The organism is Agaribacterium haliotis (genome assembly GCF_002312815.1).
GTDB lineage: Bacteria > Pseudomonadota > Gammaproteobacteria > Pseudomonadales > Cellvibrionaceae > Agaribacterium > Agaribacterium haliotis.
In genome coordinates this window covers 12,563-27,758 of record NZ_NKQJ01000019.1, presented here as the reverse complement: position 1 = coordinate 27,758, position 15,196 = coordinate 12,563, and the positions used below count along the sequence as shown (strand labels likewise).

General features: G+C 52.0%; 11 protein-coding genes. 1 reads left to right on the top strand and 10 read right to left on the bottom strand.

Annotation, left to right across the window (positions count from 1 at the left end; genetic code table 11):
* Positions 1-10: 10 nt before the first annotated feature.
* From CFK45_RS17405 to CFK45_RS17395, 3 genes are all read right to left on the bottom strand, one after another.
* Positions 11-1,252: a sodium ion-translocating decarboxylase subunit beta gene (locus tag CFK45_RS17405; protein WP_096087745.1), complete on the bottom strand. Its 1,242-nt coding sequence runs from the start codon at positions 1,250-1,252 to the stop codon at positions 11-13.
* 74 nt (positions 1,253-1,326) lie between these two features.
* Positions 1,327-3,114, bottom strand: a complete 1,788-nt coding sequence (gene oadA, locus CFK45_RS17400; protein WP_096087727.1) for a sodium-extruding oxaloacetate decarboxylase subunit alpha — start codon at positions 3,112-3,114, stop codon at positions 1,327-1,329.
* Between the two features lie 53 nt (positions 3,115-3,167).
* Positions 3,168-3,422, bottom strand: a complete 255-nt coding sequence (locus tag CFK45_RS17395) for an OadG family protein (RefSeq protein ID WP_096087726.1) — start codon at positions 3,420-3,422, stop codon at positions 3,168-3,170.
* A 211-nt stretch (positions 3,423-3,633) separates the two neighbouring features.
* On the opposite strand from CFK45_RS17395, the gene CFK45_RS17390 reads away from it, so the two are divergent.
* On the top strand, positions 3,634-4,623 hold the full coding sequence (locus CFK45_RS17390) for a tRNA dihydrouridine synthase (protein ID WP_096087725.1): 990 nt from the start codon (positions 3,634-3,636) through the stop codon (positions 4,621-4,623).
* Positions 4,624-4,686: 63 nt separating this feature from the next.
* Here the strand turns inward: CFK45_RS17390 and ggt are convergent, their stop codons facing one another.
* The 7 genes from ggt to CFK45_RS17355 all read right to left on the bottom strand — a co-directional run bounded on the left by ggt (position 4,687) and on the right by CFK45_RS17355 (position 15,137).
* On the bottom strand, positions 4,687-6,441 hold the full coding sequence (gene ggt, locus CFK45_RS17385) for a gamma-glutamyltransferase (protein WP_096087724.1): 1,755 nt from the start codon (positions 6,439-6,441) through the stop codon (positions 4,687-4,689).
* Between the two features lie 593 nt (positions 6,442-7,034).
* Positions 7,035-9,503: a putative bifunctional diguanylate cyclase/phosphodiesterase gene (locus CFK45_RS17380; RefSeq protein WP_158224750.1), complete on the bottom strand. Its 2,469-nt coding sequence runs from the start codon at positions 9,501-9,503 to the stop codon at positions 7,035-7,037.
* Positions 9,504-9,779: 276 nt separating this feature from the next.
* Positions 9,780-11,045: a hypothetical protein gene (locus CFK45_RS17375; protein ID WP_143247636.1), complete on the bottom strand. Its 1,266-nt coding sequence runs from the start codon at positions 11,043-11,045 to the stop codon at positions 9,780-9,782.
* 4 nt (positions 11,046-11,049) lie between these two features.
* Positions 11,050-11,745, bottom strand: a complete 696-nt coding sequence (locus CFK45_RS17370; protein WP_096087721.1) for an ABC transporter ATP-binding protein — start codon at positions 11,743-11,745, stop codon at positions 11,050-11,052.
* Between the two features lie 4 nt (positions 11,746-11,749).
* Complete coding sequence (locus CFK45_RS17365; RefSeq protein ID WP_096087720.1) at positions 11,750-13,069, bottom strand: ABC transporter permease; 1,320 nt, start codon at positions 13,067-13,069, stop codon at positions 11,750-11,752.
* Positions 13,069-14,316: an ABC transporter permease gene (locus tag CFK45_RS17360; protein WP_096087719.1), complete on the bottom strand. Its 1,248-nt coding sequence runs from the start codon at positions 14,314-14,316 to the stop codon at positions 13,069-13,071. Before CFK45_RS17360 ends, CFK45_RS17365 begins: the two co-directional genes overlap by 1 nt.
* A complete protein-coding gene (locus tag CFK45_RS17355; protein WP_096087718.1) occupies positions 14,316-15,137 on the bottom strand; it encodes an outer membrane lipoprotein-sorting protein in 822 nt (273 codons plus the stop codon). Before CFK45_RS17355 ends, CFK45_RS17360 begins: the two co-directional genes overlap by 1 nt.
* Positions 15,138-15,196 lie beyond the last annotated feature (59 nt).

The following is a 15,196-nucleotide window of genomic DNA, read 5'->3' as shown; positions in this document are numbered from 1 at the left end:
CAGGCGGCAATTACATCGCCGATACGAGAGAAATCATAACTCCAGCCGCCACCGCCGAGCCAATAACCCCTGCAACATTTGGCCCCATGGCATGCATCAACAGGAAGTTGTGCGGATTGGACTCCAAGCCGAGTTTATTTGAAACACGCGCAGCCATCGGCACTGCCGATACCCCGGCCGAGCCAATAAGCGGGTTAATTTTGTGTTTAACAAACACGTTCATAAATTTGGCCATTAACACCCCAGCGGCCGTGCCAATACCAAAGGCAACAATACCGAGCAGCAAAATACCGAGTGTTTTAGGGTCGAGAAATTTATCGGCCGCAAGTTTGGAGCCAACCGATAGCCCCAGGAAAATTGTGACGATATTAATCAAGGCATTTTGCGCGGTGTCGCTCAAACGATCGACAACACCACACTCGCGCATCAAATTACCAAAGCAGAACATACCCAGCAGCGGCACCGCATCTGGCAATACCAAGGCAACCAGTATCAACAGAATAATTGGGAACACAATACGCTCACGCTTGCTGACAACCCGCAGCTGGACCATCTCAATGTTACGCTCTTCCTTGTTTGTTAACGCGCGCATAATAGGCGGTTGAATCAACGGCACCAGGGCCATGTAGGAATAAGCTGCCACTGCAATTGCACCGAGTAAATCAGGAGCAAGTTTGCTGGAGACGTAAATTGCCGTCGGGCCGTCGGCGCCGCCGATAATTCCGATCGCTGCGGCATCGGCGATGCTGAAATCAAACACGCCGGCAGCACTGAGCGCTACCGCACCGAGCACGGTTGCAAAAATACCAAACTGGGCCGCCGCGCCCAAAAATAATGTTTTTGGGTTCGCCAGCAGCGGCCCAAAATCGGTCATCGCACCCACGCCCATAAAAATAAGTAACGGGGCAATGCCTGAAGCGATGGCAACGGAGTAAAACGTGTACAACATGCCATTGTTGTAACCGGCGTAATAGGCAAGTTCTTCAGCTGAGGCCTGAACAGCTGGGCTTGCAAGTTTAAGCGCGTAAGCAATGTCTTTGCTGCTCTCCCAAACATCGAGACCTGCCAACATCGCAAGCTCTGCCAATACCGCCGGGTTGCCGGCATAAAGTGCATTTTCAAGTGCGGACTGGGCCAAACCCGCCGCGGGAATATTCGCCAGAACCCCACCAAAACCAATGGGCACCAACAGCAAAGGCTCAAAACCTTTGCGAATGGCGAGGAACAATAAACCCAAACAAATAAAAATCATCGCCAGTTGATCAAACTGGAGATTGTAAATACCAGAGCTCTGCCAAAGACTAAACAACTTAGTTCTCCCCCGCCTTAAGCGATGCTCAGGAGCGTATCGCCAACGGCAACAACGTCTCCCTCTTTCACATTAACCGCAGAAACGGTACCCGCCTTAGGCGCGCTTACTTGAGTTTCCATCTTCATCGCCTCAAGCACAAGCAAGGTATCGCCCTCGGCGACCTGTTGCCCCGGGGTAACCAACACACGAAAAATATTCCCCGCCAATGGCGCCGCTATCGGCTCGCCCGCACCGTCAACCACAGCGGCCGATGCGGATACATCAGCAGCGCCGCTGAGCGGCACAATACCAGTTAAATCGCCACCGTTATTCACCGTAACGGTGTAGCTCTTACCTTCGACATCAACGGTATATATTTCATCGCCATTGTCGGCGAGTACCGCAGTGCTTTCTTTACCGGTCGGCGCCGGCTCAAACATATCGGCGTTGCCGCGATGCTCAAGAAATTTAAGGCCAATTTGCGGAAACAGGGCGTAAGTCAGCACATCGTCGATCTGCTGTTCGGCGTCGGCAAGTTTGATACCTTTCTCGGCAGCAATCTTTTTGAGCTCATCACTTAAGGCATTGAGTTCTGGCTTAATCTGATCGGCTGGCCGGCAGGTAATAACCTGCTCACCCTCGGCGAGCACACGCTGCTGTAACTCGGCGTTTACCGGCGCAGGCGTAGCGCCATATTCGCCTTTTAATACACCCGTTGTCTCTTTGGAGATGCTTGCATAACGCTCACCGCGCAAGACATTAATAACCGCCTGAGTGCCAACAATCTGCGAGGTCGGCGTTACCAGGGGCAGATAACCCAAATCTTCGCGCACACGCGGAATCTCCGCCAACACTTCGTCAAACTTGTCTTCGGCGCCCTGCTCTTTGAGCTGGTTTTCCATATTGGTCAGCATGCCACCGGGTACCTGCGCGCGCAGGATACGAGCATCCACACCTTTAAGTGAACCTTCAAATTTTGCGTACTTTTTGCGCACATCGCGAAAGTACAGGCCGATCTCTTCGAGCAATTCTAAATCAAGGCCAGTGTCTCTATCGGTGCCCTCGAGTATGCTGACCAGGGTTTCCGTAGGGCTGTGACCATAGGTCATCGACATAGATGAGATCGCGGTATCAACGTTGTCGATGCCGGCTTCAACACATTTAAGATAAGTTGCGTGCGCCAGGCCCGTGGTTGCGTGGCACTGCATATGAATCGGGATGTCACAGGCAGCTTTTAGCTTGCTGACCAGCTCAAAGCCGTCGTAAGGTTTGAGCAGGCCGGCCATATCTTTAATGGCAATTGAGTCGGCGCCCATATCTTCAATACGCTTGCCCTGTTCAACCCACTTGTCGACGGTGTGCACGGGGCTCAGCGTATAAGAAATGGTTCCCTGAGCGTGTTTGCCCTGGTTTTTTACCGCTTTGAGCGCGGTGTCAATATTGCGCATATCGTTCATCGCATCAAAGACACGAAATACATCAACGCCATTGCTGGCTGCGCGCTCAACAAATTTTTCAACAACATCATCGCCATAGTGGCGGTAGCCGAGCAGGTTTTGGCCACGCAGCAGCATCTGATGAGGTGTATTCGGCATCGCAGCTTTGAGCTCGCGAATTCTGTCCCATGGGTCTTCGCCCAGATAGCGAATGCAGGCATCAAAGGTCGCACCGCCCCATGACTCCATCGACCAAAAACCCACTTTATCGAGCTTTTCGGCGATTGGCAGCATGTCATCGATACGCATGCGTGTCGCAAACAGTGACTGGTGCGCGTCTCGCAGCACAAGTTCAGTGATACCTAAAGGCTTTTTAGGATTAGACATTCAGATCTTCCCCAGAAGTGATCGCGATAAGATGGATGCGGATTCGCCGCGCCCTACTTGGTTTTGGCGCGGTGTTGATAGATAGCTTCCTGAATAACAGCCAGGGTACGGGCATCGACCTTAGCTGCGCCCGCATTGGCAGCAGGCGCGGTTGGGCCCGGTTCGGGCACTTCCGCTTCAGGGAAAAAGCGAGTAACGACATTGGACATCAGGGTTGTGCTGACAACCAAGACACTCAAAAAGACAAATACAGTGCCCATGCCAAAGAGCATCAAGTCGACGCCCTGCTGGATTAAATCCGCTTCCACGAATCCCCCAAATTTATTTCTTAATAATTAGAATCGAGGCGCCTACCAAGCGCACTTAGCCCTATACAATAAAGAAAAAACCCGGTGCTGAGCAAGTAAAAGCGCAGCAACTGCATGTTTTGACGCCAAAGCGAACACATTTCAACCAAAACATATAAAGCTTTGGTACTTTTTGCTAAGATCCGCGACCTTTTTTTATTCGATAAATATTATGAGATTGATGCTCGCTCCGATGGAGGGTGTCGTAGACGTGCACCTGAGAAAGATTTTTGCGGCCATCGGCGGCATAGATCTGTGCGTCACCGAATTTATTCGCGTAAGCCAAACCGTTTTGCCGCGCCATGTTTTTATTAAATCCTGCCCTGAATTGCTAACACAGAACCAGAGCATACACAGCACAACCGGGCAGCACCCGAGCATCCCGATTCGCATCCAGCTGCTCGGCAGTGACCCAAGCCTTTTGGCCTTAAATGCAAAAAAAGCTGCGCGGCTCGGTGCGATCGGTATCGACCTCAATTTTGGCTGCCCGGCCAAGGGCGTCAATCGCAACCGCGGCGGAGCCTGTTTACTGGATGAGAGCCCACTGATCGAAGAGATTGTCGCCGCCGTGCGCGACGCAGTGCCGGCAAGTATTCCGGTCAGCGCCAAAATCCGCTTAGGCTACAACGACCGTTTGAGCTATCTCGACAACGCCAGAGCCATCGCTCGCGCCGGTGCCGATGAGTTGATTGTGCACGCTCGTTCAAAAAGCGACGGCTATCAACCACCCGCGTACTGGCACTACTGCGCAGATATTCGCGAGGCCATCGATATACCGGTGGTTGCCAACGGTGAAATCTGGAGCTGGGAAGATTTTGTCGCTTGTAAAAAGCAGAGTCACTGCCAGGACTTTATGCTCGGCCGAGGCCTGCTCGCCCACCCCTTTCTCGCCCACGAGATTCGGGCTCGCGCCGACGGTTTAGATTATCACCAGTCCAGCCAGCAAAGCTGGCTACAGCTGGCGCCGCTGCTGCTTGATTTTTTTGAACACACGAGCGCCGCCTACCCAGCGCGCTTTATGGGCAACCGCGTTAAACAGTGGCTGCACTACTTACAGCGCCACTACCTCGAGGCAGCCGAGCTATTTAAGCAAATAAAACGCAGCCGCGATTACGACAGTATTTACGCGGCCATTAAAGCGAGCGCCAGCTGTAGCCAATAAACGCTAAACAAGCCTGCTCGCTCAACAAACTAAGATACGGGCTGTAAGAATTGCACCATACGCTTAACGGCTGCCAATAGGCTCTTGGTTTTTCACAAGCGTCTCGATTCGCCTCTGAAAACCCGGGCGAATACGCGGCTCGGCTTCGGCCTGGAATGTGCCATCGCGCAGCATCAGCGCCTGAGTCGAACCAAAGGGCGGCCAGTTGCGCAATTTGTGCCCTTTCGCCTCTAAGCTCTTTTTTAATTGTTCACTTGCGTAACTGTCGATAAAGACCAGATTGGGTTTCCACTGGTGGTGCACTCGCGGTGTCAGCATCGCCTGGTCTAGCGTCATGCCAAAAGCCAGGCTGTTTTGAATCACTTGCGCCACTTGCGAAATAATGGTCGGCCCACCGGCAGCCCCCAAAGCCATTAGCGGTTTACCGTCTTTCATCACCAGAGTCGGGCTCATGCTCGACAGTGGCCGCTTGCCCGGGGCAATCGCATTGGCATCGGCTCCTATCAAGCCAAAAGCGTTGGCGACGCCGGGTTGGGCAGCAAAGTCGTCCATCTGATTGTTCATCAGCACACCGGTGCCCGGAATCACCACACCGCTGCCAAAGCTGGTATTGAGCGTGGTAGTGATCGACACCCAATTGCCCTGTTTATCTGCCGCTACCAAATGCGTGGTGTGTTTATCAAAAATATTGTCTTGCCAGTCTTTGGGTGTGCCGTAACTGTAGTTGTCGTTTGCGGCTTTTTTGTTCACCAGCGCGATGCGTTCGAGTAGATAATTGCGGTCGGTCAAGCCCTTGGGCACGGCGACAAAATCGGAGTCGCCCATCCAGTGCGCACGATCGGCAAACGCCAACTTGCTCGCTTCGATATACAGGTGGTAGCGCTGCTCCGGCGGAGCCTGATAGGCGCCGAGCATCTGCGTCATTTTCAGAATCTGTGCAACGTGTGTACCGCCGGAGCTTGGCGGCGGAAAGCCGATCAGCTCATAACCTAAGAACATATCTCTCACAGGCTCGCGCCTGACCGTGTGATAGGCCTTAAAGTCTGCCTCGCTGATCAGGCCGCCATTGGCCTGCATCCACTTTGCCGTCTGCTTAGCAAAGTCGCCGCGATAAAAATACTCAGGCCCCTGCTTGGCGAGTTTTTTATAAGTTTGGGCAAGGTCTTTCTGAACCAGAGTATCACCGGCTTTCAGGGTCTGACCTTTAGGCAAGAAGATGGCCGCCGCCTCGGGAAAACGCTGAAGTTTGTTTTTACTGCGCTGCAATCGCGCGGCCAGCACGTGATCAATGGCAAAACCTTGTTCGGCCACATCGATGGCGGGCTTTAACGTTTCAGCCAAACTGAGCTTGCCGCCCAAGCGCTGTAACTCGGCCAGCGCCTGCACCGAACCGGGTATGCCAACAGCCAGCGCCCCGGTCTTACTCAACTCGGAGTGAAACACACCATCGCGCAAGTACATATCTCTGCTGGCAAGCTTAGGCGCCATTTCGCGACCATCGATGGCCAAAACGCGGCCGTCGGCCAAACGCGCAATAATAAACAGGCCGCCGCCAATGCCACTGTTGTGCGAATCGACAACCCCTAAACTAAAAGCCATCGCCAGAGCCGCATCGACAGCATTGCCACCGCGTCGATACATATCCATGCCCGCCTCAGTAGCTAAGGGCTGAACAGACGCAAGCGCAAGCTTGCCATCATCACTGATACGCGCGTAACCGAGCTCATCGGCATGCAAGCTTGCTGCGATCAACAGCGCCGGCAAACAGAACACGCACGATACATATACAAAGCAGCGACGGGAGAGACGTCTAAACATAGAAGCATCCACTTGATTCAAGCTGTAATAACAAAGGTCAGACTGGCGCAGCTAGCGCGACCAGCATAATACCTGTTCGCGGTAGTTTGAGCACCTACAGTGAGATCAATGGCGGCTTTGCCGAACTAGCGAATGGCACACGAAGCGCTTCGCGAATAGTTTCTGCCAGCAAATAAAAGACAAGGGTCGATGCCTGTACCTTGAAATACGACCTTGAAATACGACCTTAAAACACAACCGTAAAATACGACCTTAAAATACAAGCTTGAGATACAGCCGCGAGCTCAGGCCCAAAAACAACCGTTGCGACAGCCGTTGATATTCATCCGGCCACTCAAGCGGCCAACAGCCCGAAGCCTTAGGCTGTGATAAAACAGCTGAGCATTACCCCAAAACATTCACTTACTTCTTTCACTAGATATAAAGCGCTTAGATCAACCACGCGTGAAACAGCCTAGCTCGATAAGCCAGCAATAAGACCTGTTATGGCTAATGGAGGTGGTGATCAAAAATCGAGCGCGCATGCTAACGCCTCGGCTTAGGCAGCGCAACCGCTGTGTTCGCCAAGGTGGAAGCAGCAAAGCCAATAATAATTAGTCTGTATCGGGGCCGCGCTTGCCCGCCTTTGCGATGCTGCGATGCTCGAGTGCAAATTGCACCGCATCTTTTGGCGGCAAGGGTTTAGAGTAGATGTATCCCTGAATTAAATGCACCTGCTGGCGCCTGACAAACTCCAACTGGTAGTCGTCTTCTATGCCTTCAGCGACGATGGTCATGCGCAATTGTCTTGCAAGGCCGATAATCGCATGCAAAATAGCCTTTGAAACGTTGTCAATTTCCAAATCTTTAAAAAAGATACGATCTATTTTCAAGGTGTTAAATGAAAAGTTTTTAAGGTGACTTAAACTTGAATATCCGACACCAAAGTCATCCAGCGCGACCGAAAAGCCCAAGTCTTGCAGGTAGCGAATGGCGCGCTGACTGGCTTCTTCATCATTGATCAGAGAGCTTTCGGTAATCTCCAGCTCAAATTCATGCGGCATTAAATCGTTGCTGACAATAATATCGATAATTTTTTTAAACAAATCTTTATTTGCCAGTTGACCCGGGCTGATATTCACCGCACAGCTCATACCATTTAAGCCCTGAGCTTTTAGAGCCAATAACAGGTGGCACGAAGCACGAAAAATACTCAAAGTTAATCGATCAATTAAACCGTTTTTTTCCGCCGCAGGAATAAAGATCGCGGGACTAATACTGCCCTTGTCTGGAACAAACATTCTCGCCAGCGCCTCGAAACAGATACAACTATTATCGACAGGGTCAACCTTGGGCTGAAAATGCACATAAATCTGCTCATTTTCCAAAGCGTTGTGCAACAAGGTATCGATATGTACGTTGGCCAGGTCCTGCTCAAGCATGGTGTTGTCGTAAAAACTAAAGCGCATCTTGCCAGCTTGTTTGGCAGCGTACATCGCCGTATCCGCGTGACTGATTAAATCTTTGGCATCACCTGCATCTTTTGGAAACATGGCAATGCCTATGCTGGCGCCGACAAAAAGCTGATTGCCAAAGACACTGAACTGTTCGCGAAACTGGCGCACCAAACGATTGGCAACCATCGCCGCGTTATCCGCATTTTGTATCGACGGCAGAATAATTGTAAATTCGTCGCCACCTAAGCGGATAAGCGCATTTTCAGGCCCCTGCCCGGAACGCCCAAGCCTATCTGTTGGCCTGAGTAGAGAACTCAGACGCTTTGCCACCTGTCTGAGCAGCTCATCGCCGGCGTCGTGACCATAGACGTCATTAACCTGCTTAAAACCATCAAGGTCCATAAACAGCAGCGCCACAACCTGGCCGTGCTCATCGGCGTAGGCAAGATCGCCTTCCAATAACAGACTCAGCGCGTGGCGATTCGGCAGGCCGGTTAACGCATCGGTATTCACCTGGCGCTGCAACAGATCTTTTTGCTGAATAATATTGCGGCGCATACCGATAAATGATTTACGCAGCTGCTCAATTTCACCGCTGCCCCGACTCAATAGCGGCACGGCCTCACCGCGAGACAATGCGCGTACAGCATCATTGAGCGAAGCGATTGGGCGAATAATATAAACGTCCAGTAAAAAATACCCTAACACCACCGCCGCAAAAAAAAACAACATCAACATCAAACGGGTTCGATCGGTAATCGACTTTAACTGCACATCACCTTTATCTGTATCAAACACCGTAACCAGTTGCCACTTGTCACTGAGTTTAATAGCGCTGACATAAAGGTTCTCATCGACAAAAAACTGGTCATGAATACGGCCAAGCAAGCTTGTGGGGATTCGATCGAGACCGACATTCACAAAAAAATTACCGGTACTATTTACCACCCCCAACGCGATATTTTCATTTAGTGACGCCAACAGCTCGCTGTCTAACATCGCCTGCGCTTTAACAGCGACGCGCACCAGCGCCACCGCTTCCGTATTAACGGCCGAAGCATCATCAGTGGCGTCACGATCGAGAACTATTTTTTTATACAGGAAAAAACTGTAGGCGTTGACATCATCGTTCCAGCGAACTTCATAAGCCTGTACATCGCGCCCTAAGAGCACATCGCTCATTAAAAAACTTCGATCAATCGTGCTTTTGTTAATCGGCCCCGAACTAACCCTTAATTGCTCGCGCCCATCGGGCAGCACCAGCGCCAGATCGATAATGTGCTCATTTAAATCCAACAGGGTTTTAAAATAATCTGCGACCGATCGATACAAGAGGCTGCGCTGCGCCTCGTTTTGGCTTTTAAAAAAGCGCTGAATTAACTCGTCGGAGCTGATTTGCTCAAGCAGTGTTTGGTGCTGCTGCTTTCGGGTTTCAAACTCATACAGCAGTGAGTGGCTGGTCAGTTTTAGCTGTTCGCGAATACTTGAATCGACCAGTTTGGCAACATCTTTGGAGATCATAATCTGCGTCAGCGCAAAAAAAACGGTGCTGAGTACGACAATAAAAACCAGTGCTTTAAGCTGCAAAGAGACGCGTTTGAGTTTTAAGTTGAGCCTTAATTTCATCAATAAGCCCAGAGCGCCACAATAAGCAGGCAGACTCGCCGTGCACATAGCCGGCGTTGCGGTATCTGCCCACCAGAGCTAAACGGCCGCAGCCACCAGGCAGAGCCAAACAAGCAAGCAAACACGTGACATAGGCCTGGCGACGATATGGCAGCGATAGATCTGATCACAAAAAACACTAAGCCTTGCATAGCTTCGCCCCGAGAACTCACTGTTGAGTATAGACAAGGGGCCAGGAACACCAGCGCAGCGCCTTGCAAGGCAGGCAAGGCTCTACTAAAAATACCAGGCTAATTCGGCGTAGACCGCCCAGCGGCTGCTGGCAAACGCGCCTGGCACAAGCTCTGGCCCTGAGAATTCACTGCCATCGCTGCCGTTACCCCAGATCAGGCCCGAGGTCAGCCTCGAGTTCTGCGACACATCCCAAATGGTCAAAAGCTGCGTCAGGTAGCTTCGGTCATCTAGATTTACAAACAGGTTTGGGCTCAGTTGCCACAGCGGGTGTAACTCTAACAAGAGCGATGCGCCCAGATAGTTGCGGCCGAGATTGTAAAGCTCACCGCGCAAAAGGCGCTTCGCCAGCGCCGAGTTTTCAGCAATACGTCCGGCGCTGTACGGCGGCTCGGCAAAACCAAAGTCATTGTGATAATACTCAAGTATTGCCGAGCTCGGCTTGCCCATGGCCGTCCACGAATAACTGAGGCTGGCAACAGCGTTGTTATACACCTGCCCATCGTCGTGATGCTGAACCCAATCGGCACGCAACAAGCTGCCGGCTAAAGCAACGCTGCCACCGATGCCGAGCACATCTGTACCGTAGTGCCGAGCCACCAATACATCGTATTCAAGCGCCCGCCAAAGGCCGTGATATTTAAGCGCATAGGAGTCGACGTCGCTGTTGTGCTCGCCGTTCTCATCGCGGCGCAACACCCAGCTGAACTGCAGATCGTTGCCATTGCCCTGCAGGTACTGAGCGTAAAGCATGTCGTCGCCACTTTTGTATTCCGTGTCGATGGCTTGAGGATCAAAAGGGTTGAGCAGATCCATCACACTGAACATCATGCCGTTGCCCCAGCTGAGCGCTTGACGGCCGAGCTTAAGCACCAGATCCTGGCGCTGGTAGCTGAGCGCCAACCGGTCTATGCGCTGAACCAAAGCGCGCGGCCCATCTTGCTCGACCGTTTGGCTTAGGTTAAAAAAACGTCTGTTGTCATTGGGCAGAGTAAATTCAGCGTAAGTGCCATCGTTTAAACCGGCCGCTTGCTCAAGCTCTAACTTATCACTGTGATAAGCCGCCAGCTCGTAATCCGCTTCAAAAGCCCAGTTGTTTTTATTTTTAAGTAGGTTTAAACGCACATTCACAAGCGCATCGCCGTCTTGCTGCCCCAGTAAGGGCGCAAAGGCGGAATCCGAACCGTAATTGTTGTACTGATACTGAGCTTTGGTGTGGCCGCTGAGCTGCCAGGCATGTAGCAGCCCACTTAAAGAACTAAAAAAAGCGCCAAAACCTAAATAGATAGCTGCCCATTTCAGGTACAACACATGCTTATGCGGCCGCATCTTGGCGAACATCAGCAATGATTTTACCGTCTTGCATGGTGATTAAGCGCCGACAGCGCTGCATCACACGCTGATCGTGGGTGGCGATAACAAACGTCAATCCGTGCTTGGCATTGAGCTGCAAAAAAAGATCAATCAGCTGAGAAGCCGAGGCCGAATCTAAGTTTGCCGTGGGCTCATCGGCCAGCACAAGATCGGGCTCACTGGCAATCGCCCGGGCAACTGCAACGCGCTGCTGTTGGCCGCCACTTAACTGAGACGGGCGACGCGCCTCTAAGCCCTGCAAGCCGACCTCGGCCAACACCGCCAGGGCTTTTTCACGGCGCTCTTGCTTAGAGCGCCCTTGTAACTGCATCACAAACTCTACGTTTTCAAGCGCGCTGAGTACCGGGATCAAGTTATAAGCCTGAAACACAAAACCGATGTTTGTTAATCTGAGTTTGGCGCGCTGGTTTTTGCTCAACTGCTCGACTTGCTGGCCGGCCACCTGCACCTGCCCGGCATCCAAACTGTCCAGGCCACCCAGGGCATTTAGAAGCGTTGTTTTGCCCGAGCCAGACGGGCCCGACAAACACACAAATTCGCCCGCTTCTACCTCGAGGTCAACTTCGTCGAGGCCGCGAACAAGCTGCTCTCCTTGCACAAACTGCTTTAGCAATTTCCGACACTGTATTGCCGACATATATTTAATCCTTACTCAACGCTTGTACGGGGTCGTAGTGGGATGCGCGCCAGGCCGGCAACAGACTTGTAGCCAAACCCAGCACCAGCACGGTGACATTGGCAAGCGCCACATCTGTAAACTGTAAATTCGGGTACAGGCGGCTGCCGACACCTGCCATCGCCATCGCATCGGCAAACGCACTTAAATCAATGCCATCGCGAAACGCAAAGACACACAGCAAGGCCAGAGCATTGCCGACCGCCAAGCCAATCATCAACATGAACAGGCTTTCTAATAGAAGCTGCACCAGCACCATCGCCCTTGGCATACCTAGCGCGATCATCAGCCCCAGCTCTCGCACACGCTCGAAGATTGCCATCAACAAGGTATTGGCCAAACCAAAGCCCATGGCGATAAAAACCACTAAGATCCAGATAACAATCATCGCGTCGAGCATGCCCATCATCGACGCTAAATACGGGTCGAGTTCGTACCAGGGCAAAACCTCTAACTGCTTGTCGAGTACCGAGCGCACATAATTAAGCAGCGCAGTCTCGCTGTGTTTATCTGCAACACTATCCGCATCGGCACCGCCCCAAAAGGCAAGTTCGGAGATTTTGCCGGGCATCTTCAAAAAACGCTGCGCGGCATCTAAACCCAAATAGATTACTCGCTCGTCGCCGGCCCCGAGTTCACTGCGATACAGGGCAACGATACGAAAACCGCGTTCTGCCAGCTCACCGTCGGCCCCCTGAGACATCAGCACGACTCGCTTGCCGAGCCCGGTCTCCAGGCGCTCAGCCAATTTGCTGCCGATCACCAAGCCCATTTCGCTGTTATCGGCCGGCCAGTGCCCCGCTACAAGCTTCAAATCGAGCTGGGTTTCTCGCTGGTAATTTAAGCCGATCAACTGTACCGCGCGGCTTTCTCGTTCACTGTTTAGCACTGCGGGCAACTTAATGCGCGCAACCCAGTGCGTTACCGGTGCCTCGCTGAGCAAGGCCTGTTGCTCGGCCCCGGGCACTAAAAAACTAGATTCAATACTGCTGTCTAAACGGTAATTTTTTTGGTGGGCCTGAACCTGGCCCGGCAGAGCATCGAAACTGCGCTGTAAGCTGTCGTTTAACATACCGCGCATCAGCGACGGCATAAAAATCATTGCCCAGGCGCCCAAGCTGATGGCCGCCAACATAATCAAACTGCGCTTTTTATTGCGCCACAGATTGCGCCAGGCCAGCTGCAGGGAAATGCCCAACAATGTGCCATTTGTACTGTGAGTGCCGGTACGAGCGCTGCGTTGAGGGCTTTGAGAGCCAGGGCTGCCAGATTCAAGCGCTGCCATTATTTTGCCCTCATCGCCATAATCGGCTGCAGGCGAATCAGCCTCAGCGCCGGATATAAACTCGCCAACAGGCAAAATAACAACAACACCGAGGGACCGAGCAAAAGCGCCAGCGGGCTTAATTGCGGATAAAGCGTGCTCGGCACATTGTAAAGTGCAGCCGCCTCTTCCATACCTGAAAGTACCAGCCCCGCGTGAGAGAAATAAAATACCAAGGCGCCACCTGCAACCAGCCCCAACACAAAACCGAGCCCGGCAAGTAGAAAGTTTTCGATCACAATCAAGCGAACCAATACCCCGTTGGAGCAGCCGATAGCCATCATAATGCCAAACTCACGCGTGCGTTCGAGCACCGACATCAGCTGGGTATTGAGCACACTAAAGGCAACCAGGGCAATTAATACCGCGTACATAAACCAGGCACTGGCAAAATCCGCTTCAATACTTTGTTTAATCTCCGGGTGCAGAGCTTGCCAGTTGAGCAGCTCAAGCTCTGTGTTGTGGCTTTGTGTTTTTATATCGCTGGTATCAATAAAAGCCTGCAAACTTTGTTGGTAACGAGCAAGCTCGTTTAACGAATCCGGCGCAAGTGCAATACTGTGCACACGAGCGCCCATAAAAAAAATCGCGTCGAAGTCGCTCCAATTAATCTGCACCACACTTTTATCGAGCTCAATGACCCCAGTTCGAAAAATACCGCTAACCGTTTGCACTGCCGCCGCAAACGAGCCGTCGTAACCCGAACCGAGCAAGGTCAGCTCATCGCCTATGTCGATCTGTAAACTGCGCGCCAGCGCCTCTCCAATAACCACCTCGCCGGCCCGCCCGGTTAAATAAGCGCCGCGAAGCATCGATGTCGGAATGGACGAAAGCCGCGTCTCGGCCGTTTTGTCCACCCCCGCCACAGCAATGCCCAAGCTGCGGGTTTCGCTGGCGCCAAGCACAAAGGCCTGCGCGCGCGGCGCAATCGCAAGCTTGGGGAAAGCCTCGCTTAAGCTTGCGACAAGTAGCTTGCCGTTATTGAGCGCCAGGCGCATCTTTTGATCGACGTTGTAACCGGTTTTTTGCAATTGCAAGGGCGCTGAAAACGCCCTCAGACTATTTTTGATCATCTGCTCATAAGTCGATAGCTGCAGCGATATCGCAAAAATAAGCAGCAGATTGGAAAATATCATTGAACCTACGGTCAGCCAGGTCCGGCGGCGGTGGCGCCACAAATTGCGCCAGGCAAGGGCCAGCGAAAGCATTAGAGCCTCGGATTGCGCAAGTTAGATAAGGTGAAGGTCGAGCTCGACAATTCAATATCAAATTGCACTTTGGTGTTTTCTATCTGCGTCCAGCTGTTTTTATCATCACTTTTATTCATGCGCATGGTCTTGGCGATGGTGCGCCCGTCAGCCTGCATAAAGTCGATGGTTTTCATCGTCTTCACCAGTTTGCCATCCTGATCCCAGTACTGCTGCTCGAGCAAAACATAGTCATCGCGAATAAACAGTACCTCTTTGCCCCAAACCACGGCCGCCGCTTCATGCGGCACAGAGTGAATCTCGTAAACCAGGTGCCCGTCTTGATTCGACTGGCCTGCCAAGCTGTGATCGTACAGATTGATAATATCCGTATTGCGACTGATATCTTTATTAGAAAAATCACTGCCCATCCAGCTCTGCGCCATCATCGACGACGGCACTTTGATAACGCGGTTAATTTTCGGCGCAAAGCTCCACATATCGCGATCTTTAATTAAACTCGCATTACCGGCATCGCGCGCCGGGGCACTGACACGCACCAAACTGTTTTTCTCACCTTCGGTCCAGGCCTGCATGCTCATACTGCGCTGCCAGTCGGGCCGGTGAATGGTCATGCTCACCTCACTGTAGGACGTTTTACCGCGCCACAGATCCATGCTTTTTTGAATCAGCTCGCGAGCATCAGGTTCAGCCGCGTTAACTGAAGCCGCTTGCCCATCGCGCGTGTCCGCCAAAATCCCATTTGAATAAAAAACACTCACATATAAAAAGGCGCGCAGAAAAAAACGCCGGGCACAAACACTGAAAACACCTATGTCCATATTTATTCCTTTAAAGTACTTGTGTTGTTGTGTTCAGTTGTTGTGTTCAAAAATTACTT